This window comes from Candidatus Pantoea deserta, assembly GCF_003813865.1.
GTDB lineage: Bacteria > Pseudomonadota > Gammaproteobacteria > Enterobacterales > Enterobacteriaceae > Pantoea > Pantoea deserta.
This window is the reverse complement of the sequence record NZ_RMVG01000012.1, coordinates 82,494-104,125: the sequence shown is the minus strand read 5'-3', so window position 1 is coordinate 104,125 and position 21,632 is coordinate 82,494. Positions and strand designations below refer to the sequence as shown.

Below are 21,632 nucleotides of genomic sequence, written 5' to 3'. Positions count from 1 at the left end.
CCATAAAAGAGAGAACATCACCATGAAAATTCGCTCCCTGCTGTGCTCGGCGATCGCCGCCGGTCTCTTCTCCAGCGCGGCTTTCGCGGCAGAGAAAGGCACCATCATGATCCTCGTTAACTCGCTGGATAACCCCTATTACGCGTCGGAGGCCAAAGGCGCCAACCTTAAGGCGCAGGCGCTTGGTTACAAAACCACAGTGCTGTCGCACGGCGAGGATGTGAAGAAGCAGAGCGAGCTGATCGACGCCGCTATCGGTAAAAAAGTGCAGGGCATCATCCTCGACAACGCCGACTCAACCGCCAGCGTCGCCGCTATTAAAAAAGCCAAAGACGCCGGTATTCCGGTGGTGCTGATTAACCGCGAGATCCCGGTCGACGACGTGGCGCTGGAGCAGATTACCCATAACAACTTCCAGGCCGGGTCGGACGTCGCCACCGTATTCGTGGAGAAGATGGGCGAAAAGGGCAAATACGCCGAGCTGACCTGTAACCTGGCAGACAACAACTGCGTTACGCGTTCTAAATCATTCCACCAGGTGCTGGATCAGTATCCCGATATGCAGAGCGTGGCGCGCCAGGACGCTAAAGGCACGCTGATCGACGGTAAACGCATTATGGACAGCATCTTGCAGGCGCATCCCGACGTGAAAGGGGTGATCTGCGGTAATGGTCCGGTGGCGCTGGGCGCGATTGCCGCGCTGAAGGCGGCGGGGCGCGATGACGTCACTGTGGTCGGTATCGACGGCAGCAACGACGAGCGCGACGCGGTGAAAGCCGGAACGCTGAAGGCCACGGTCATGCTTCAGGCGCAGGCCATCGCGGCGCAGGGCGTAACCGACCTGGATAACTTTATTCAGAAAGGCACAAAACCGGCGAAGCAGCGCGTGATGTTCCGCGGCATTTTGATCACGCCGGATAACGCCAGCGGCGTCCAGGACTTCAACTTTAAGTCGTAATTAATCGCAGCGACGTCCGCGTGCGGCGGACGTCAGGAGAATCGAATGGACAGACGACTCTGGCTTCTGCTTCCCGTGATAGCGCTCAGCGGTTGCCGTATTGTGTCGCAGCAGGAGCTGGCCGACCTGAAGAATCCGCCTAATCCCAAAATGGCCAATATCGCCCAGACCTGGCGCGAGCAGCTGGTGCCGCAGGTGCAGCACGATGCGAAACCCGCTGCCGAACTGCTCAAGGCGCTCCAGGCCGCGAAGGATTTCGACAGCGCCTGTCGCGCGCTGGGCTATCGCAGCCAGGCGGAAAACCCCTGCATCTTTAGCGTCAGCATCAGCGGCGAAGTGACGGCGGTGAACACCACCTCTCGCAACGGTCGCATGACGGTGAAAGACGCTTCTGGCGACAACGTGACGGTGCAAACCGGTCCGATTATTCCCGGCACCGCGCTGCGCGACGCCTTTAAGGGCGCAAGCTATCAGGACTTCAACGATCAGGTGTTGTTTGGCGACTATGGTCGCGCCATCAATCAGCAGGCTTCCGACATGATGACCGCCTTTAAGCCGAAAATCGGCGACAAGGTGCAGCTGTCGGGCGTATTCAGCAGCTGGGATGTGCCGCAGCAGATCCCGAACGTGACGCCTGTCGCTATCGCGCGGCAGTAAGGAGCGGCTATGCACAATCCACAACCTGACGTCGCCAGCAACGTGATTATTGAAACGCGCAACCTGTCGCGCGTCTATCCCGGCGTGACAGCGCTGGATCAGGTCAACTATCGCGTCTATCGCAACAAGGTCAACGTGCTGATTGGCGAAAACGGCGCGGGTAAATCCACCATGATGAAGATGCTGGCCGGCGTAGAGACGCCCTCCAGCGGGGAGATCCTGCTTGACGGGCAGCCGGTGTCGCTTTCATCGACTCATCAGGCGGAAAAGCAGGGCATCAGCATTATTTTCCAGGAGCTGAACCTGTTTCCCAATATGAACGTGATGGACAACATCTTTATCGCTAACGAGTTCTTTCAGCGCGGGGTGATCAACGAGAAATACCAGTACGCGCTGGCGAAATCCCTGCTCGAACGGCTGGAGCTGGATGTCGATCCCTATGCGCCGCTCGGCGAGCTGGGCATCGGACATCAGCAGCTGGTGGAGATTGCGCGGGCGCTCTCTAAAGACACGCGCGTGCTGATCATGGACGAACCGACCAGCGCCCTCAGCCAGTCGGAAGTAAAGGTGTTGTTCAACGTGATCGAGCAGCTGAAGCGGCGCGGCGTCACCATTATCTATATCTCGCACCGGCTGGAAGAGCTGATGGAGATTGGCGACCACATCACTATCTTCCGCGACGGACGCTTTATCAGCGAACGCGAGGTGCGCGACGCCAGCGTGCCCTGGATTATCGAACAGATGGTCGGCGACAAGAAAAAGCACTTTGACTATCAGGCGGCGCCGCAGGGCGACAAGGTGTTGGAGGTCGAAGGCCTGACCGCGCTGCATCAGAACGGCGGCTATCGGCTGAACGACGTCACTTTTTCGCTGCGCAAAGGCGAGGTCATCGGCATTTACGGCCTGCTGGGCGCCGGGCGCACCGAGCTGTTTAAGGGCCTGATCGGTCTGATGCACTGCCAGTCGGGCAAGGTGCGGCTGGCGGGCAGCGCGCTGGAGCGGTGCAGCTTCCAGCAGCGTCTGAAACGCGGCATCACCCTGGTGCCGGAAGATCGGCAGGGCGAAGGCGTGGTGCAGCTGATGTCGATCACCGCCAACATGACGCTGACCGACCTTAGCCTGCGCGGTTTCCGCCGTGCGCTGCGCCTGTTGCATCCGGCGAAAGAGCAGCGGCGCGTCGAGGAGATGATCCAGCACCTGGCGATCAAAGTCAGCGACGCCGAGCTGCCGATTACCTCGCTGAGCGGCGGCAACCAGCAGAAGGTGGTGCTGGGCAAGGCGTTGATGACCGGGCCGCAGGTGGTGCTGCTGGATGAGCCGACGCGCGGCATCGACGTCGGCGCGAAAACCGACGTTTATCACCTGATTGGCAATCTGGCGCAGCAGGGGCTGGCGGTGATGTTCTCCTCATCTGAACTGGATGAGGTGATGGCGCTGGCGGACCGCGTGCTGGTGATGGCCGACGGGCGCATCACCGCCGATCTGACCCGCGCTGAGGCGACGCGCGAAAAACTGATTACGGCCTCAACGCCGCATGACTAGCCGCTACCGGGCGAAAATAGTCGCCTGCTGGAGAGACGATGAACCAAAAATACCTGCTTTATATGTACCTGCTGAAAGCGCGCACCTTTATCGCCCTGCTGATCGTGATCGGCTTTTTCAGCGTGATGGTGCCTAACTTCCTTACGCCGTCGAACCTGCTGATCATGACGCAGCACGTCGCCATTACCGGGCTTCTGGCGATCGGCATGACGCTGGTAATCCTTACCGGAGGCATCGATCTGTCGGTTGGCGCGGTGGCTGGCATCTGCGGCATGGTGGCGGGCGCGCTGCTCACCAGCGGCGTACCGCTGTGGAACGGCAATATCCTGTTTCTTAACGTGCCGGAGGTGATCCTCGCCGTGGCGCTGTTCGGCGTGATCATTGGGCTGATTAACGGCACGGTGATTACCCGGCTCGGCGTGGCTCCCTTTATCTGTACGCTCGGCATGATGTACGTGGCGCGCGGCGCGGCGCTGCTGTTTAACGATGGCAGCACCTACGCCAACCTGGTCGGTATGCCGGCGCTGGGCAACACCGGATTCGCCTTTCTCGGTTCCGGGACGCTGCTGGGCGTCTATCTGCCGATCTGGCTGATGGTGGGCTTTCTGCTGCTGGGTCTCTATCTGACGCGCAAAACGCCGCTGGGACGCTACATCTACGCCACCGGCGGCAATGAGTCCGCCGCCCGGCTGGCCGGCGTTCCTATCGTCAAGGTGAAAATCTTTGTCTACGCCTTCTCCGGCCTGTGCGCCGGGCTGGTCGGGCTGGTGGTCGCGTCACAGTTGCAAACCGCGCACCCCATGACCGGCAATATGTTCGAGATGGACGCCATCGGCGCAACGGTGCTGGGCGGCACGGCGCTGGCAGGGGGACGCGGTCGCGTTTCCGGATCGATTATCGGGGCCTTTGTCATCGTATTTCTGGCCGACGGCATGGTAATGATGGGCGTCAGCGATTTCTGGCAGATGGTGATCAAAGGGCTGGTTATCGTTACCGCAGTCGTCATCGACCAGTTCCAGCAGCGTTTGCAAAGTAAAGTGGTGCTGTTGCGTCGCCATGAAAAAAAGCAGCAGCCGGCATCCGTATCTGAAGTCAGTCATGGATAAGCGGAGGGTAACATGACGCGTTATTTTCAAGGACAAACCGTAGTGATCACCGGCGCCTGTCGCGGCATCGGGGCCGGCATCGCCGAGCGCTTTGCGCGCGACGGCGCGAACCTGGTGATGGTCTCCAACGCCGAGCGGGTGTTTGACACCGCCGAGGCGCTGAAAACGACCTATGGCAGCGATATTCTGGCCTTACAGGCGGACGTCACCGATGAAGCCGCGGTGCAGCAGCTTTATCAGCAGGCGTTTGACCGTTTTGGCCGCATTGATGTGTCGATCCAGAACGCAGGGGTGATCACCATCGATCGCTTCGACGCCATGCCGAAAGCCGACTTTGAAAAGGTGCTGGCGGTCAATACCACCGGCGTCTGGCTCTGCTGTCGCGAGGCGGCGAAATATATGGTGAGGCAGAACCGCGGCAGCCTGATTAACACCTCGTCGGGGCAGGGGCGTCAGGGGTTTATCTATACCCCGCACTATGCGGCGAGCAAGATGGGCGTTATCGGTATTACCCAGAGCCTGGCGCTGGAGCTGGCGCCCTGGCATATCACCGTTAACGCCTTCTGTCCCGGCATTATCGAAAGCGAGATGTGGGATTACAACGATCGGGTGTGGGGAGAGATCCTCAGCACTGATGAGAAAAAATATGGCAAGGGCGAGCTGATGGCGGAGTGGGTGCAGAATATTCCGCTGAAGCGCGCCGGCAAGCCGGAAGACGTTGCCGGGCTGGTGGCGTTTCTCGCCTCTGAGGATGCGCGCTATATTACCGGGCAGACCATTAACGTCGACGGGGGACTGATCTTCTCCTGATCGTCTGCATACGGCTGGATAGCATGCTGTTTATCCAGCTTTTTTCCTCCTGTTATCCCTCAGTTTATTCCGCTTTCTCTGCAAATAAATCCCCATGTGTTAAAGTTACGCTATTACGTTTTGTGAGACAGGTCTCGTTAATCAGCCCAGAAAACCGTTAAGTCGCTATGCTTTTTTCTTGCTCTACCCGTCAGGTTTCTCTTATCCGTCTGGTCGCGATGGCGATCTTTTCGGCTGTACCTGCGGCACAGGCGTTTACCGCTGCCGTGGCCGATGCTCCGTTTGACGATCCCGGGCGCTTTCAGCAGCAGCTGGAGGCGCTGCCGTCGCTGGGCAATGCCAGTGACGACGATGAATGGAATAAACGCCTGGCGAGCATTGCGAAAAGCATCGGCGAGGCCAGCCAGAATGCGGACAACGCGACCTCTTTTGGTCAGCAGGCGGGCGTGTGGGCGTTTAATCATTTTCGCGATGAGGTCGCCAGCCGCGTAGAGAGCGAAGGGCAGTCGCTGCTGTCCCCTTACGGCAACGCGCAGCTGGATTTAATGGTCGATATGCAGGGCAATTTTACCGGCACCGGCGGCGATCTGTTTAGTACCCTGGCCGATGAGCAAAGCTATCTCACCTTTAGCCAGGCGGGAATACATGATACCAGCGACGGGCTGGTGGGGAATATCGGGCTGGGGCAGCGCTGGGTGACGCCAGACTGGCTGCTGGGCTACAACGCTTTTATCGATCGCAGCTTTGCCATAGGCCAGCAGCGCGCCTCGCTGGGTACCGAAGCCTGGAATGAGAATCTGCGCTTTTCCGCCAACTATTATCATCCGCTTGGCGGCTGGAAGAACAGCAGCGATACGCAGCAGCAGCGTATGGCGCGCGGCTATGACATCACGACGCAGAGCTATTTGCCCTTTTATCGCCAGCTGGGCGTTTCGATGAGCTGGGAGCAGTATCTTGGCAACAATGTCGATCTGTTCCACAGCGGCAACCGCTATCATAATCCCTCCGCGCTGTCGCTGGGCGTCTCCTATACTCCGGTGCCGCTGGTGACGCTCTCCGCCACCCACAAAACCAGCAGTGCGGGCGAGACTCAGGATCAGCTGGGACTCAAACTGAACTACCGTTTTGGCGTGGCGCTGAGCAAACAGCTGGAGGCCGATAATGTTGCCGAAGCGCGCTCGCTGCGCGGCAGCCGCTACGACCGCGTCACGCGCTCGGATACGCCGGTGCTGGCGTTTCGCCAGCGCAAAACCCTGTCGGTGTTTCTTGCGACGCCCCCCTGGCAGCTGACGCCAGGGGAGAGCCTGCCGCTGAAGCTGCAAATTCGCCACAGTAACCCGATTAAGGCGGTAAGCTGGCAGGGCGATACCCAGGCGCTCAGCCTGACGCCGCCCGCCGACAATAATCAGCCGCAGGGCTGGAGCCTGATTGTCCCTGCCTGGGATGATTCGCCGGGCGCCAGCAACGAATACCGGCTGTCGGTCACGCTGGAGGATGAAAAGCAGCAGCGCGTCACTTCTAACTGGATCACTCTCAAGGTGCAGCCGCCAATGGGTCTTGACGCGCCGCAGGAAAGCGAGCGTTTTGATTTGATGGCGCCCTTAACGGCCGTTGATTAAGGCGTTAGCAGAGGGCGGCTATGCTGTCGGCTGGTTACCACGGTAAATGGAGCGTCGCTGATTAATGAAAAGCTTTTCCCTGTTACTCGCCGCCTGCGTGTTGAGCGGCTGCGTCGATGTCGGGCAGGTTACACTGCATCCCGAAACCACCACGGGCTATTTTTCCGGCCATCGCTATCGCGTCGAGCAGTGTCTTGAAGGCGTGGCAGCCAGTCAGCGCCACCTGTTGCAGCCTGACGATCCTCTGCCGGACGGCTCGCACCGCTTTAATCTGCTCAATGCGCAATCAGAGGTGGTCGCCTGGGTTGAAGTGGGCCACTTTAGCGCCGGGCAGACCAGCGCTCAGTTCTATTACGGCCCGAACCATCCTGAGACGAAAGCCACCATTTCGACGATGATTGCCCGCTGCGGCAGCATGAGAGATTAGCCGTCCGTCATTCGCCGTCCGCCGCTGCGCCCTCCGCGATTAATTGTGACAATTGTCACAATTTTTCGCTGGCAAGCGGCAGGAGAAAGACGCAGAATCGCCGCAAAATCCCTTGTCACCTGCACATCATGATCGTTCGTCCCCATCGCCATTGGTTCGTTCGTTTGTTTGCCTGGCACGGCTCAGTGCTGCCTGTTATTTCGTTTCGCTTGTTTCTCAATCTGCTGATGTCGCTGCTTGCGCTCTGGCTGCTCAACTGGTACGAGACGCTCGGCATTAAGCTGACGCTGGCGCCTTTTAGCCTGCTGGGCGTATCGATAGCGGTATTCCTCGGCTTTCGCAACAGCGTCTGCTTTGCGCGCTTCAGCGAGGCGCGCCACTTTTTCGGCGCGCTGCTGATCGCCTGCCGCACGCTACAGCGTCAGGTGCTGGCGCTGTTTCCGGAGGATGCGCCGCGCATTCAGGCGCTGCTGCTGGCGTTCTGCTACAGCCTGAAGCATCAGCTGCGCCGCAGCGATGCGCGCGCCGACCTCCAGCGTCTGCTGGGCGACGATGCCGAGTGGGTGCTGTCGCGCCGTTCCCCCACCAATATGCTGCACTTGCAGCTGTCACACTGGCTGGCGGATCAGCGGCGGCAGGGCAAAATCAGCGATCTGGTATGGAGTAATATCGACGAAAGCCTGAATCAGCTGGCGGCCGTACTGGGCGGCTGCGAACGTCTGGCCAGTATGCCGGTGCCTTTCGCCTACGGTCTGTTGCTGCACCGCACTGTCTACCTGTTCTGTACGCTGCTGCCGTTTGCTCTGGCGCCCGACCTGCACTACATGACGCCGCTGGTATCCATGTTTATCTCCTACACCTTTCTGTCGCTGGATACGCTGGCAGAAGAGCTGGAGATGCCTTTTGGCTATCAGAACAACCATCTGCCGATGGACGCTATCTGCACCAATATTGAGATCAGCCTGCGGGAAATGGCGGGAGAAGAGGAGACGTTGCCCACGCCGCTGCGCCCGGATTTGCGCTATCGTCTGACCTGACCGACGCGGGACCTGGCTGCCAGTCGCCAGTAAAAAAGGCCGCTCGCGCGGCCTTGCGCGCCCGGCTGACACCGACCGGGCGCGGAGTGAGGGTAAATCGAATCAGAACTGGTAGATCAGGCCGACGGCAGCAATGTCGTCGGTCTTCAGACCCAGCGGGTTATTGTCATCGAGCAGGTTGATCTTGTATTCGGCATAGGTCGACATATTCTTGTTAAAGTAATAGGTCACGCCGGCGGAAACATATTTCACGATGTCCGCGTCGCCGATATTTTCAATCTCTTTACCCTTCGAAGAGACGTAGCCCACTGACGGGCGAATACCGTTCAGGAACTGATACTGCGCCACGGCTTCAAAGTTCTGCGCTTTGTTGGCAAAGCCGCCGCTGATCGGCGTAGCGTTCAGGGTTTCACCATACATCGCCGCCAGATAGATCTGGTTAGCATCATATTTCACCGCCGTCGCCCAGTGCTGCGCTTTCTCGCCGTCGCCGCGCGCGGCTGCGTTCTGCGTCTCGGTACGATCCAGGCTGGCAAAAGCGCCGCTGAAGCTCAGACCAAAATCAAAGTCATAGCTGGCGGAGAGCGCATAGCCGTCGCCGTTTGAGCGGCGCACGGCGTCGGTGTTGCCGGCACGCTCGTTTTTACCTTCGTACTGCGCCGCCAGGTTGAGACCTTTCACCAGACCAAAGAAGTCTTTATTACGCCAGGTCAGCACGCCGGTGGAGCGGCCCGCCAGAAACGCGTCGGTATAGCCTGAGTCGCCGCCGAAGTAGGGCAGCATATCGGTGTAGGCCAGCGCATCGTAAACCAGACCGTAGTTGCGGCCATAGTCCAGCGAGCCAGCGTCGCCAAATTTCAGGCCAGCGTAGCCGAGGCGGGTGCGGTTGCCGGTCTGGGCGTCGCTGCCTTCGGAGTTACGCAGGCTGTACTGATACTGCCAGAAACCATAGCCGGTTAGCCGATCGGTAATCTTCGTTTCGCCTTTAAAGCCCAGGCGGGTATAGGAGGAGACATCGCCATCATTACTGCTGTCATCTGAAAACAGATGCGAAACGTTAATTTTCCCGACGAGGTCAAGTTTATTGCCATCTTTATTATAAATTTCTGCTGCCTGAGCGACAGACATTCCGAGCAGGGACGACATTACTGCCGCCAGTAAAGAGCGCTTCATCATTTATATTTAACCTGTTTGTGTTTGTTATTATTCCCCGTTGGTCGGGGTGAAAGAAAAATGACACAAAAGGATAATCTGACCTAGTGCAATAAGTGTAACAATTTGTTTCTTATTGGTTGTATTACGTTAATCTGTACGTTTTTTCATCTTTATGCCGCTGCCTGATTTTATTTGCTATTTTTCGCTTAAAGATAATATTCTTTGCAAATGTATGAATTCTAATGATTTTTATGGATGTCGGCAGGCGCGTTTTATGAAGGTTATTATGGATTTTGTTTGCTAGCTAATCCCGAATGAAAATCAAGCTTAACCGGAAATGTTCAAAGAAGGGGAACAGGTTAAGGCTTTAACCATTAGCCTGCTTACAAATTTTTCATGCTTTGAAATAATGCTATTTCCTTCCTGATAATAACGTCAGCAATAATAGTGGAATGGCTGATATTTATTTCTTCTTCCTGGCTAAATAATCATCAATAACGGTGCCGCGCGTCTTTGCTTCGCCGCTGTGATTAGCTGGCTGACAGCGCAAATTACCTCTTTATTGTTTTTCCTTTGCAGATCTGATGCCCGATTAGCGTGCGCGATGCACGCTTGTGGTGCGCCTTTTGCCCGAATCTGGCCATAAAAATTAAGAGAGATCACAAAAGCAATATTTACTCTGGCAACTGCATAACTTTTCTGTCGATCCTGCGGCGCAGGCGCGGCGCAATCAAAATTATTCACTATATATGCACTTTAACTGAATAGTAGTCATATTTAAGTTATTGATTTTGCGTTATCGAATCTCATTTATGCATTTAATCACTTGGCTGGCACATAAGCTGCAATCTACAGTAGGGCTGCGTTTACCCTGATTTCACAAATTTAAAACATTCGCTTTACTCACCGGCGCGCCGGGCGGGAAGGCAGGAGAAAGAGTTATGTCACTGCATGTTTCGCGTCACGATTTCGATCAATGGATGGTGCCGGTCTATGCGCCAGCGAGCTTTGTGCCAGTACGCGCGTCCGGATCGACGCTGTGGGATCAAAACGGAAAAGAGTATATCGATTTTGCTGGCGGCATCGCGGTTAATGCGCTGGGACATGCTCATCCAGACCTGCAACAGGCGCTGACGGAGCAGGCGGCCCGATTGTGGCATACCGGCAATGGCTATACCAATGAGCCGATTTTACGCCTGGCGAAACAGTTGATTGATGCAACCTTCGCTGACCGCGTCTTCTTCTGCAATTCCGGCGCTGAAGCCAACGAGGCGGCGCTAAAACTGGCGCGTAAAACTGCGCATGACCGTTTTGGCGAGCATAAAAGCGGTATCGTGGCGTTTAATAACGCCTTTCACGGACGCACGCTGTTTACCGTCTCAGCAGGCGGCCAGCCCGCCTATTCAAAAGATTTTGCGCCGCTGCCGCCCAATATTCGCCATACCCCATATAACGATCTGGAAGCCGCTGCCCAGCTGATTGATGACAGCACCTGTGCGGTGATCGTTGAGCCGATTCAGGGGGAAGGCGGCGTGCTGCCAGCCGATCCCGCCTTCTTACGCGGCCTGCGCGAGCTGTGCGACAGACATCAGGCGCTGCTGATATTTGATGAGGTACAGAGCGGCGTAGGGCGGACGGGATCGCTCTATGCCTATATGCACTATGGCGTGACGCCGGACGTGCTGACCACGGCGAAGGCGCTGGGCGGCGGTTTCCCCATCGGCGCGATGCTGACGCGTGAAGACCTGGCGCAGGTAATGAATGTCGGCACCCACGGCACAACCTACGGCGGCAACCCGCTGGCGGGCGCGGTGGGGGGCAAAGTGCTGGAGCTGATCAATCAGCCCGCGATGCTGGCGGGAGTGGCCGAGCGTCATCAGTGGATTGTCGACGCGCTGGAGGAGATTAACCAGCGGCTGCATCTGTTTAAAGAGGTGCGCGGCCTGGGATTACTGATCGGCGCGGTGCTCAACGAGGATTATGCCGGTAAGGCGAAACAGTTCAATCTGGCCGCCGCCGAACAGGGCGTTATGGTCCTGATTGCCGGAGCGAACGTGGTGCGTTTCGCGCCCGCGCTGAATATCAGCGAGCAAGAGGTCAAAACCGGCATGGCGCGCTTCGCCGTTGCCTGTGAACATCTGGCGCGAGGATCGACATCATGATGATCATTCGCCCTGTTGAACATGACGACCTGGCGCAGCTAATGGTGCTGGCAGGCAAAACCGGCGGCGGCTTAACCTCGCTGCCGGTTGACAGCCCGACGCTACAGGCGCGCATTGAGCGATCGCTGCAAACCTGGCAGGGGGTGCTGCCGCGCGCCGAACAGGGCTATGTCTTTGTGCTGGCAGACAGCGAAGACAACCGTGCCGTGGGCATCTGCGCCATTGAGGTGGCGGTTGGACTCCAGGAACCCTGGTACAATTTCCGCGTGGGCACCCAGGTGCACGCCTCGAAAGAGCTTAATGTCTATGCGGCGCTGCCTACGCTGTCGCTGAGCAACGATCACACCGGCAGCAGCGAGCTATGCACGCTGTTTCTCGACCCCGACTATCGCGACGGCAAAAACGGTTATCTGCTGTCAAAATCGCGCTTTCTGTTTATGGCTAACTTTCGCCATCTGTTTATGGATCGCGTCGTGGCGGAGATGCGCGGCGTAAGCGACGACGAGGGCCGTTCGCCATTCTGGGACAGCGTCGGCAGCCGCTTCTTCTCTATGGAGTTCCGCAAAGCCGATTTTCTCAGCGGCACCGGTCAGAAAGCCTTTATCGCCGAACTGATGCCGAAGCATCCGCTCTATATCGACTATCTGTCGCCAGAGGCGAAGGCGGTCATCGGCCAGGTGCATGAGAAAACCGCGCCCGCGCGCGCGGTGCTGGAGGCGGAAGGCTTCCGTTATCGCAACTATATCGACATCTTCGACGGCGGGCCGACGCTGGAGTGCGAGATCGACGACATCCGCGCCATCCGCAAAAGCCATGTGCGCAGCGCCGTACTCGGCGAGCCTGACCCGCACGCGCCGCTCTGTCTGGTGGCTAATCTGAACTATCACCATTTTCGCGTCGCGCTGCTGCCCGCACGTATCGAACAGCACGACGTGGTCCTTAATGAGGCGCAGCTCAGCGCGCTACAGATTCAGCCGGGCGACAGCCTGCGCATCGTGACGCTGGGCGGTGAGGAGAAAAAAGCATGACGCAGATGATCAACGGCGCGTGGCTGGCAGGCCGCGGCGAGGCGCTGAGTAAAACCGATCCGGTTACGGGCGAGACATTGTGGCAAGGCGCGGCCGCCACCGCCGAACAGATCGCAGAGGCGGCGACGGCGGCCCGTAAGGCGTTTCCCGACTGGGCGCGTCGCTCCTTTGTCGAGCGCCAGGCGCTGGTGGAGCGCTTTGCCGCGCTGCTGGAAGAGCACAAAACAGAGCTGGCGGAAACCATCGCCGCCGAAACCGGCAAGCCGCGCTGGGAGGCGCTGACCGAGGTGCAGGCGATGATCAACAAGGTAGGTATCTCGATCAAAGCCCACCACACGCGCACCGGTGAGCAGCACGAAGGGGAAAGCTCGCTGCGCCATCGCCCGCACGGCGTGCTGGCGGTGTTCGGACCCTATAATTTCCCCGGTCATTTGCCCAACGGGCATATTGTGCCTGCGCTGCTGGCAGGCAACTGCGTGCTGTTTAAACCCAGCGAGCTGACGCCGCTGACGGCAGAGAAAACCGCGCGGCTGTGGCTGGAGTCCGGCCTGCCGCGCGGCGTGCTGGCTCTGTTGCAGGGCGCGCGCGAAACCGGGCAGGCGCTGGCAGCCGAGGCGCAGATTGACGGCGTGCTGTTTACCGGCAGCGCAGGCACGGGCTATCAGCTCCATCGTCAGTTTGCCGGTCAGCCAGAGAAAATGCTGGCGCTGGAGATGGGCGGCAATAACGCGCTGATTGTAGAGGACCCGGCTGATATTGACGCCGCAGTGCATATTGCGGTTCAGTCCGCCTTTATCACCGCCGGCCAGCGCTGCACCTGCGCCCGCCGTTTGCTGGTCAGGCGCGGCGCCGCAGGCGACGCCTTTTTACAGCGTCTGGTAGACGTCAGCGCGCGTCTTCAGCCCGCCGCGTGGAATGCGCAGCCGCAGCCCTTTATGGGCAGCGTGATCTCTCCTGGCGCGGCGGAGAAAATTTATCAGGCCTGGCAGCAGCGCATTGCGCTTGGCGGCAAGGTGCTGCTTGAGATGCGCTGGCCGCAGCGCAGCAGCGCGCTGCTGACGCCGGGCATTATTGAGGTGACGCAGGTCAGCGAGCTGCCGGATGAAGAGGTGTTTGGCCCGCTGCTGAATGTGGTGCGCTACGACAGCTTTGATGAGGCGATAACCATCGCCAACAATACGCGCTACGGCCTGTCGTGCGGCCTAATCTCGCCGTCGCGCGCGCAGTTTGACCAGCTGCTGCTGGAGGCGCGCGCCGGTATCGTTAACTGGAATAAACCGCTGACCGGCGCGGCGAGCAGCGCGCCCTTCGGCGGCATCGGCGCCTCCGGCAATCACCGCGCCAGCGCCTGGTACGCGGCGGATTACTGCGCCTGGCCGATGGCGTCGCTGGAGACACCCGACCTGACGCTGCCCGCTACGCTGTCGCCTGGGCTTGATTTCTCACCGCGCGAGGAGCAGCGATGAAAGCGATTGAAGCAAACTTCGACGGCCTGGTTGGCCTGACGCACCACTATGCCGGATTGTCGTTCGGCAACGAGGCCTCAACGCGCAACCAGCATCAGCCCTCAAACCCGCGTCTGGCGGCAAAACAGGGGCTGCTCAAAATGAAGGCGCTGGCGGACAGAGGATTTGTCCAGGGCGTTATTCCGCCGCATGAGCGGCCTAATCTGCCGCTGCTGCGTCAGCTGGGCTTTAGCGGCAGCGATGAACAGGTGCTGGCGCAGGCGGCGACATCCTCGCCTGCGCTGCTGTCGGCGGTCAGCTCGGCGTCAGCCATGTGGGTGGCAAACGCCGCGACGGTCTCACCCTCGGCCGATAGCGCCGATGGCCGGGTGCACTTCACCGTGGCAAACCTGAATAATAAGTTCCATCGCGCCATGGAAGCGCCGCAAACGGCCCGGCTGCTGCGCGCCATCTTCCGCGATCCGCAGCATTTCACGGTGCATGATGCGCTGCCGCAGGTCGCGCTGTTTGGCGACGAAGGAGCGGCGAATCATAACCGGCTGGGCGCGGAGTATGGCGATCGCAGCCTGCAACTCTTTGTTTACGGGCGCGACGACAACGGCGGCATCGCGCCGGGACGCTATCCTGCCAGACAGACGCTTCAGGCCAGTCAGGCAGTAGCGCGGCTGCATCAGCTCGACAGCGGTCAGACGCTGTTCGCCCAGCAGAATCCGCAGGTTATCGATCAGGGCGTATTTCATAACGACGTGATCGCGGTCAGCAACCGCGAGGTGCTGTTCTGCCATCAGCAGGCGTTTGTCGATCAGCCTGCGCTGCTGGCGACGCTGAAACAGCGGGTGCCGGGTTTTACGGCGATTGAAGTGCCTGAAGCCCGCGTGTCGGTGGCAGACGCGGTCAACACCTATCTGTTTAACAGCCAGCTGCTGAGTCGCGATGACGGCACTATGCTGCTGGTGCTGCCGGAAGAGTCGCGTCAGCACCCCGGCGTCTGGCGCTACCTCAGCGAGCTGGTGGAGCAGGGCGGTCCGATAGGCGAGCTGGTAAGCTTTGACCTGCGCGAAAGCATGCACAACGGCGGCGGCCCGGCCTGTCTGCGCCTGCGCGTTGTGCTGACGCCGCAGGAGCGGCAGGCGCTGAATCCGGCGGTGATAATGAACGATCGTCTGTTCGCCACGCTGAACGCCTGGGTCGATCGCCACTATCGCGATCGGCTGACCCAGGCGGATCTGGCCGATCCGCAGCTGTTAACAGAAGGACGCGAGGCGCTGGATGAACTGACTCGCCTGCTGGATTTAGGCAGCGTCTACGCGTTCCAGCAATAGCCAGCGCCACTTTTATCGCAGACGGGAGTAACGATGCAGGATTTTCTTCAGCAAACGTTGTCAGGCGAAGCGCCGCGCATCCAGCGCGGCGATACCCCTTTTCTACGCTGGCAGTGGCTCGACCACGGCATTTTGCAGCTTGAGCCTAAAAGCGAGCCGCAGCAGGCGCTGGTGCTGTCGGCGGGTATTCATGGCAATGAAACCGCGCCGGTGGAGATGATGAATGCCCAGGTCGGCGCGCTACTGCGCGGGGAGAAACCGCTGCGCCAGCGCGTTCTGGCCATTCTGGGCAATCCGGCGGCGCTGCGCGCCGGAAAGCGCTACTTGCGCCATGACGTTAACCGGCTGTTTGGCGGCCGCTGGCAGCAGATCGACGACTGCGACGAGGCGCGGCGCGCGCTGCGACTGGAACAGGCAGTTGAAACCTTCTGGCTTCAGTCGTGCCGGAAAGATCAGCCGCGCTGGCACCTTGATTTGCACACCGCTATCCGCGGTTCCTGGCATACGCGCTTTGGCGTGCTGCCGCTTAACGCGCAGCCCTGGCCAGAGGATTTCATTGACTGGCTGACGGCGGCGGGACTGGAGGCGCTGGTGTTTCATACCGCGCCCGGCGGCACCTTTACTCACTTCAGCTGCGCGCACTTTAGCGCGGCCAGCTGCACGCTGGAGCTGGGAAAAGCGCTGCCGTTCGGCGCTAACGATCTGACGCAGTTTGCCGCCGCGCAGCAGGCGCTGGCGGCGCTGCTGAGCGGTGAGCCTTTGCCCCAGGCGCAGAGCGCGCCGCGCCGCTATCGGGTGGCGCAGCAGATCACCCGCCTGAGCGAGCAGTTCAGGCTGCATATGGACGCGGAGACGCGCAACTTTACCGCCTTTCCGCAGGGGGCGCTGCTGGCTGAGGATGGCGAGACGCGTTACGTTGTGCAGCAGGCGCGGGAGTATGTGTTGTTCCCCAATCCCGCCGTCGCGCCTGGATTGCGCGCCGGTCTGATGCTGGTCAGAGAGGATGCGCAGACTGACGTGCCGCCGCAGTAAAAAAACGGCAGTGAAGGGCAGGATTTTTCTTCCGCTTTGCTGTCGTAACCCTTACACTCCTCCTTAATTTCTGCCAAATCCGCTTTAGATTCATACTCTTTTGCAATTCCTCACGCAATTCTTCTTATTCTCTTCATGATTGCCGGATTTTTGTCTTTTATGCTTTCACGGCTTTACTCAGTCTCTGAGTGATTGACATTCAGCAGCGTAATCTTGCTCTCGAAGACACGACAGGCTGCTGTCGTCATTAACTGAATGATAAGGACACTATTATGCGTAAACTGACTTCCCTTCTTCTGGCTTCAACCCTGGCGTTCGGTGCGGCAAGCGCGGTCCATGCAGCGGCCGATAACCTGACGCCACCGCCAGCCGGCAGCGAAAAGCCAATGCATAAACCGCCAATGCACCACGGTATGAACATGATGTTCCAGGGGCTGAACCTGACTGATGCGCAGAAAACCCAGATCCGCGACATCATGAAAGAGAGCCATAAAGATTTTAAACGTCCGTCGCTGGAAGAGCGCCGCGCTGACCATGCGATCGTGGCCGCCGACAGCTTTGACCGTGCCAAAGCCGAGGCGCAGGCAGAGAAGATGACCGCCAACGCGAAAGAGCGCGCGGTCGCGATGATGGAAACCCAAAACAAGATCTACAACGTGCTGACGCCAGAGCAGAAAAAGCAGTACAACGCTAATTTTGAAAAGCATCTGACTGAGAAAGGTCCGCGCGACGGGAAAATGGCGCCGCCGCCGGCTGAATAATCTCTCTGACTACAGGTCATAAGACCGCCGACGTTGTCCAGCATGCGTAAAACCGCTGGGCAGCGTCGGCGGTTTTTTTTATAGCGGTTCGACAGGATAGTGGCCAGACAGCAGCGGCCGGCAGAGGATTTTATAGCCGTCATGGTCGAAGCCGCTCGGCGCGCGCTTGAGTCTGCGCGCCTCATCCATATCGTTCACCGAGCCAAGATAGAACCAGTGGTCGATCACGTGGATCTGCGTCATCAGTTTCCCTTCTTCAATCAGCGCCACCGGTCCCTGCCACGGCCAGCACACCACGCGAACGCTCTCCAGCGCCTCCAGCAGGCGTGCCTGATGGTCATCTACCGACTCGCGACCACAGCAGGCGCCCGCGCAGCGCCGCAGCGCCGCGCGAAAACAGGGGCGGTTGGCGCTCAGCTTTTCCAGCCCCAGCAGGCCGTGGCAGAGCTGATGCTCATCGGCGAGATATTTCAGCGTTTCCAGCGCCTTATGGCGGCTGCGATACAGGCCGAACAGATTGGGGGAGTGAGAAAAATCCACGTCGCGCGCGTAAACCACGTCGGGCTTGCCGTCGGCGAACTGGATGGAGCAGAGCTGGCGATTTTTACGCAGGCGCTTGTTAAACAGCGGCTGCTGCGTTTTGATCATCTGCGCTTCCAGCAGCAGCGCGCCCAGATCGCCAGCGGTGGGGATCCAGCTGACGCGCCGCGCCTGACGCAGCATGCGCGCCTCTTCCGGCGTGCGGAAGTGGGACATCACCCGCGAGCGCAGGTTAATGCTTTTCCCGATATAGAGCGGCAGCGTCTCGCTGTCACCGTGAAAGGTGTAGACGCCCGGCTGGTTTGGCAAACCTTCCAGCCATTCGCGCAGATGTTCGGGATATTCGTAGATGGCAGCCGCGTCAAATTCAAGGCGGTGCGTAGCAGCACGTCGAACCAAAACAGACTCCTGTAACTGTGTATTCATACAGCATATCAGTCTGTTCAGGCTTTCGCCAGCGGGTTAATCAGTGAACAGCGGAGCAGAAAAGTTTCCCCTGCCGGACGGCAGGGGAAAAAGGCGTTATTTCCAGAAGTCGTCAAACACGGTAATTGGCGGGCGACGCTTGTGTTCGGTCTTCAGATACCAGTTCTCAATGATCTTCGCTGTTTCCGGCGCGACGCTTTTGCCTTCCAGATAGTCGTCGATCATTTCATAGGTCACGCCGAGCGCCACCTCATCCTCCAGCCCAGGACGATCATCTTCCAGATCCGCCGTCGGACGTTTCAGGTAGAGGTGCTCCGGGCAGCCCAGGGTTTTCAGCAGCAGTTTGCCCTGACGTTTGTTCAGGCGGAACAGGGGGTTAATATCGGTGCCGCCGTCGCCATACTTGGTGAAGAAGCCGGTCACCGCCTCTGCCGCGTGATCGGTGCCGACCACCACGCCCTGCGTCATACCGGCGATGCTGTACTGCGCCTTCATACGCTCGCGCGCTTTTTCGTTGCCGCGCACAAAGTCAGACAGTTCGATACCGGCGTCTCGCAGCGCGCGCTCACTGGCCAGCACGGACTCTTTGATATTCACCGCCAGCGAGCGATCCGGCTGGATAAACGCCAGCGCGTCCTGACAGTCCTGTTCGTCCGACTGCACGCCGTAGGGCAAACGAACGGCGATAAAGGTATAAGCTTTATCGCCGGTCTCCTCGCGCAGTTCGCTGATGGCCAGCTGCGACAGTTTGCCTGCCAGCGTGGAGTCCTGACCGCCGCTGATGCCGAGCACCAGCGTCTTCAGGAACGGATGGCGCTTCAGGTAGCTCTTAAGGAAATCCACGCTGCGGCGAATTTCCTGCTGCGCGTCGATAACCGGGTTAACGCCGAGTGCTGTAATGATTTCCTGTTGCAGTGACATGAATTTCTCCCAAGTCAGTGGCCTGTCGGCCTGTGCGAACCATCCATTAAAGCTAACGCGCCTCGGCGAAAACAACAAGCCAAAGCGCCAGTTGTTTCCGGTTAACTGTTGCGATATCAGGCAGTTTATGCGCGAGGCGCGGGCTTCTGCGCCAGGAAGATAAACATCAGGATTGCCAGCATAAAGCAGCCGAAGATGGTGCCGGTCATGCTGAGCAGCGAGGTGCCGCCCAGCCCCGTGATCGGCACCGAGAGCGCGCCAAACGAAAACATACAGACTCCGATCACCGCGGATGCGCTGCCGGCGCGATGGCCCTGGCTCTGCATCGCCAGCGACGAGGCGGTTGTGGCAATTACGCCGTTGCTGGCAATGGTAAAGAACAGGGCGACCAGCACCATCGGCAGCGGCGCGGCGACGATCCCTGCCAGCAGTAGCAGGCTGGAGGCGACAAAGGCCAGCGTCAGACCGCCTTTCAGCACGCGATATTCGCCCCACAGCGGGCAGAGACGCGCGCTGGTCTGCGAGGCGATTACCAGGCCGATGCCGTTAGCGGCAAAGCAGAAACTAAACGCCTGCGGCGACAGCCCATAGATCTGCTGTAGCACGAAAGGGGATGCGCCAATGTAGGCGAACATGCCCGACATCATAAACGCCTGGGTGAGACAGAAGCCCATAAAAGGACGGTGAACGATCACCTGACCCAGGGCTGCCCAGGCGGAAAATACCGACCCCTGGCTGCGGCGTTCAGGCGGTAGCGTTTCATGCAGCTTCCAGCGCGCCAGCAGGGTCAGCAGCAGCGCGGTCGCCCCCAGCACCACAAAGATGCCGCGCCAGTTCAGCAGCGTCATCAGCACGCCGCCGAGTACCGGCGCGCCGATGGGGGCCAGCCCGTTAACCAGCATCAGCAGGGCGAAGAAACGCGTCAGCTCATGACCGCTATACATATCGCGCGCCACCGCGCGCGACAGTACCGCGCCGCCAGCGCCAGCCAGCCCCTCGAACAGCCGCGCCAGAAGCAGCTGGTCAATGTTTTGCGCCAGCGCGCAGCCGATTGAGGCGATAAACAGCAGGATTAACGAAAGCGTCAGCGGGCGCAGACGGCCAAATTTATCGCTCATCGGGCCAAACAGCAGCTGTCCGGCGCCCAGTCCGAGCAGGCCGGCGGTAAGGCTAAGCTGGGCCGTGGCGGTAGAGGTGTTGAGATCCTGCGCCAGTTCAGGCAGCGCGGGAAGATAGAGATCGATACAAAGCGGGCCAAGCGCCGCCAGCAGGCCCAGCGTAATGGCATAGACCAGTCGATTATTGCTTGCAGGTGTCATTCGTCCTCTGAAGGGGTTACTGAGTGGGGGATCATCGGTTTCTAAAAGGCGTATGGATGCGTTCGACGGTCAGGCTGGTCGCGCGCCAGGCTGACTGAGAAAAGCCGCGCCGCGCGATCGCGGGACGGTTATCCTGGCGGCAAGGTTAGCGGGCCTCGCGCTGTCTATACATTTCATCTCCGGAAACGCCGTTCAGGCGAGCAGATTCTCGCGCAGGATTATACGGGCCGATCGGGATATGCACAGCCCTTTTACGAAAATCTGACACTTCAGACTCGGCCTAAAGTGCGCCATAAAGTTGATTAATCTGCATTTCTATTCCAGGCTTATGCTTACATGGATAATAAAATGAGGAACAACAAGATGAAAAAAGCAATGGGTTGTATCGCTGCGGCGCTGACGCTGGCCGCACTGTCTGGTTGTACGGCTTACGATCGTGCGGAAAGCTACGTGAGCAAGCCGGTAGTTAAGGATGTGAAAAAAGGCATGACGCGTGAACAGGTGCGCCAGATTGCTGGCCCGGCGTCAACCGAGATTACGATGGTCCACGCACGCGGCACCTGCCAGACCTACGTGCTGGGCGAGCGTGACGGCAAGCCGCAGACCTACTTCGTCAGCTACAACGATACAGGCCGTGTTATGAACTACGGCTTCCAGAGCTGTAAAGAGTACGACACCGATCCGCAGGCTGCTCAGTAAGCCTCAGCCAAACCGAATAAAAAAACGGCCCGTCACAGACGGGCCGTTTTCTTTCTGACGCCGGCGTCCGCGTTTTACAATCCGGCCGGACGCGGCACCTCAATGTACTCGCCGTTAATGTCACGCTGATAGTAGTGACCTTCCTGCACGTAGAAACGGCGACCGTTAAAGTCCAGTGCGCGCATCGCGCCGTCGGGTTCAGCTGGCGGCTGCACCACGACGTAATTTTCCCCCTGACGCTGATAGTAGGCGCCGTTGAGCAGATAGTAGGTAAGGCCGCCGATTAAAACCGCGGTTGCGGCTTCGGGCAGAAAACGCAGCGGCCCAGGGCCACCCCAGCCGCGACCATGGCCGTCCCAGTGCGGTGCTGGCCCTGGACCCCAGCCGCCGGGATGGGCAGAAACAATAGCTGGCGATAACAGCGTTAGCGCCAGCAGTGAGGCGATAACTTTTTTCATGAAGGTTCTCCTGCGATAACTGCCCGCAGCATTCTCCTTTTCAGGGGGGAAAACAAGCACAGACGGGCCACTTTTTCCTCTCTTTACCACGCTTAACGCTTCCTTAACGCCGTCGCCATAATCGTGAGCCTACAGAAAAGGCTGGCATAAAAAAACCGGACGCAAGGGTCCGGTTTTCGTCGCTAAA

21 protein-coding genes are annotated in these 21,632 nt (G+C 59.0%); 15 read left to right on the top strand and 6 right to left on the bottom strand.

Annotated elements, in window-relative coordinates; genetic code table 11:
- The first annotated feature begins 22 nt into the window (after positions 1-22).
- From BBB56_RS15445 to BBB56_RS15410, 8 genes are all read left to right on the top strand, one after another.
- A complete protein-coding gene (locus BBB56_RS15445) occupies positions 23-958 on the top strand; it encodes a D-ribose ABC transporter substrate-binding protein (RefSeq protein WP_123801822.1) in 936 nt (311 codons plus the stop codon).
- Between the two features lie 45 nt (positions 959-1,003).
- The gene (locus tag BBB56_RS15440; RefSeq protein ID WP_123801821.1) at positions 1,004-1,615 is read left to right on the top strand and encodes a DUF2291 family protein; all 612 of its coding nucleotides are present in this window, start codon (positions 1,004-1,006) and stop codon (positions 1,613-1,615) included.
- 9 nt (positions 1,616-1,624) lie between these two features.
- Positions 1,625-3,157, top strand: a complete 1,533-nt coding sequence (locus tag BBB56_RS15435; protein ID WP_123801820.1) for a sugar ABC transporter ATP-binding protein — start codon at positions 1,625-1,627, stop codon at positions 3,155-3,157.
- Positions 3,158-3,195: 38 nt separating this feature from the next.
- On the top strand, positions 3,196-4,263 hold the full coding sequence (locus BBB56_RS15430; RefSeq protein ID WP_123801819.1) for an ABC transporter permease: 1,068 nt from the start codon (positions 3,196-3,198) through the stop codon (positions 4,261-4,263).
- A 12-nt stretch (positions 4,264-4,275) separates the two neighbouring features.
- On the top strand, positions 4,276-5,073 hold the full coding sequence (locus tag BBB56_RS15425) for a glucose 1-dehydrogenase (protein ID WP_123801818.1): 798 nt from the start codon (positions 4,276-4,278) through the stop codon (positions 5,071-5,073).
- A gap of 167 nt (positions 5,074-5,240) precedes the next feature.
- Positions 5,241-6,692, top strand: a complete 1,452-nt coding sequence (locus BBB56_RS15420) for a YchO/YchP family invasin (RefSeq protein WP_123801817.1) — start codon at positions 5,241-5,243, stop codon at positions 6,690-6,692.
- A 64-nt stretch (positions 6,693-6,756) separates the two neighbouring features.
- On the top strand, positions 6,757-7,119 hold the full coding sequence (locus BBB56_RS15415) for a hypothetical protein (RefSeq protein ID WP_123801816.1): 363 nt from the start codon (positions 6,757-6,759) through the stop codon (positions 7,117-7,119).
- A 128-nt stretch (positions 7,120-7,247) separates the two neighbouring features.
- Positions 7,248-8,156 (top strand): bestrophin family protein, encoded by a 909-nt coding sequence (locus tag BBB56_RS15410; protein WP_123801815.1) that lies wholly within the window; start codon positions 7,248-7,250, stop codon positions 8,154-8,156.
- A gap of 102 nt (positions 8,157-8,258) precedes the next feature.
- Here the strand turns inward: BBB56_RS15410 and BBB56_RS15405 are convergent, their stop codons facing one another.
- Entirely contained in the window at positions 8,259-9,332 is a 1,074-nt protein-coding gene (locus BBB56_RS15405; protein WP_305036975.1) for a porin, read from the bottom strand.
- Positions 9,333-9,791: 459 nt separating this feature from the next.
- Entirely contained in the window at positions 9,792-10,055 is a 264-nt protein-coding gene (locus tag BBB56_RS15400) for a hypothetical protein (RefSeq protein WP_123801814.1), read from the bottom strand.
- 197 nt (positions 10,056-10,252) lie between these two features.
- On the opposite strand from BBB56_RS15400, the gene BBB56_RS15395 reads away from it, so the two are divergent.
- From BBB56_RS15395 to spy, 6 genes are all read left to right on the top strand, one after another.
- Positions 10,253-11,473 (top strand): aspartate aminotransferase family protein, encoded by a 1,221-nt coding sequence (locus tag BBB56_RS15395; RefSeq protein WP_123801813.1) that lies wholly within the window; start codon positions 10,253-10,255, stop codon positions 11,471-11,473.
- Entirely contained in the window at positions 11,470-12,501 is a 1,032-nt protein-coding gene (astA, locus tag BBB56_RS15390) for an arginine N-succinyltransferase (protein ID WP_123801812.1), read from the top strand. Before BBB56_RS15395 ends, astA begins: the two co-directional genes overlap by 4 nt.
- A complete protein-coding gene (gene astD, locus BBB56_RS15385) occupies positions 12,498-13,967 on the top strand; it encodes a succinylglutamate-semialdehyde dehydrogenase (protein ID WP_123801811.1) in 1,470 nt (489 codons plus the stop codon). The genes astA and astD overlap by 4 nt, the downstream gene beginning before the upstream one ends.
- Positions 13,964-15,289 (top strand): N-succinylarginine dihydrolase, encoded by a 1,326-nt coding sequence (gene astB / locus BBB56_RS15380; RefSeq protein WP_123801810.1) that lies wholly within the window; start codon positions 13,964-13,966, stop codon positions 15,287-15,289. Before astD ends, astB begins: the two co-directional genes overlap by 4 nt.
- 33 nt (positions 15,290-15,322) lie before the next feature.
- Positions 15,323-16,321 carry a succinylglutamate desuccinylase gene (astE, locus tag BBB56_RS15375; protein WP_123801809.1) on the top strand — a complete coding sequence of 333 codons (999 nt, stop codon included), beginning with the start codon at positions 15,323-15,325 and terminating at the stop codon, positions 16,319-16,321.
- Positions 16,322-16,593: 272 nt separating this feature from the next.
- Entirely contained in the window at positions 16,594-17,082 is a 489-nt protein-coding gene (gene spy, locus BBB56_RS15370) for an ATP-independent periplasmic protein-refolding chaperone Spy (RefSeq protein WP_123801808.1), read from the top strand.
- Between the two features lie 78 nt (positions 17,083-17,160).
- Here the strand turns inward: spy and cho are convergent, their stop codons facing one another.
- The 3 genes from cho to BBB56_RS15355 all read right to left on the bottom strand — a co-directional run bounded on the left by cho (position 17,161) and on the right by BBB56_RS15355 (position 20,288).
- Positions 17,161-18,021: an excinuclease Cho gene (gene cho / locus BBB56_RS15365; protein WP_123801807.1), complete on the bottom strand. Its 861-nt coding sequence runs from the start codon at positions 18,019-18,021 to the stop codon at positions 17,161-17,163.
- Between the two features lie 123 nt (positions 18,022-18,144).
- Entirely contained in the window at positions 18,145-18,969 is an 825-nt protein-coding gene (gene nadE / locus BBB56_RS15360) for an NAD(+) synthase (RefSeq protein ID WP_123801806.1), read from the bottom strand.
- Between the two features lie 125 nt (positions 18,970-19,094).
- Positions 19,095-20,288, bottom strand: a complete 1,194-nt coding sequence (locus BBB56_RS15355; RefSeq protein WP_123801805.1) for a multidrug effflux MFS transporter — start codon at positions 20,286-20,288, stop codon at positions 19,095-19,097.
- A 363-nt stretch (positions 20,289-20,651) separates the two neighbouring features.
- On the opposite strand from BBB56_RS15355, the gene osmE reads away from it, so the two are divergent.
- Positions 20,652-20,987 (top strand): osmotically-inducible lipoprotein OsmE, encoded by a 336-nt coding sequence (gene osmE, locus BBB56_RS15350; RefSeq protein WP_123801804.1) that lies wholly within the window; start codon positions 20,652-20,654, stop codon positions 20,985-20,987.
- Between the two features lie 74 nt (positions 20,988-21,061).
- On the opposite strand, the gene BBB56_RS15345 is transcribed toward osmE, so the two are convergent.
- Positions 21,062-21,445, bottom strand: coding sequence for a DUF6515 family protein (locus tag BBB56_RS15345; RefSeq protein WP_123801803.1), 384 nt, complete (start codon positions 21,443-21,445; stop codon positions 21,062-21,064).
- Positions 21,446-21,632 lie beyond the last annotated feature (187 nt).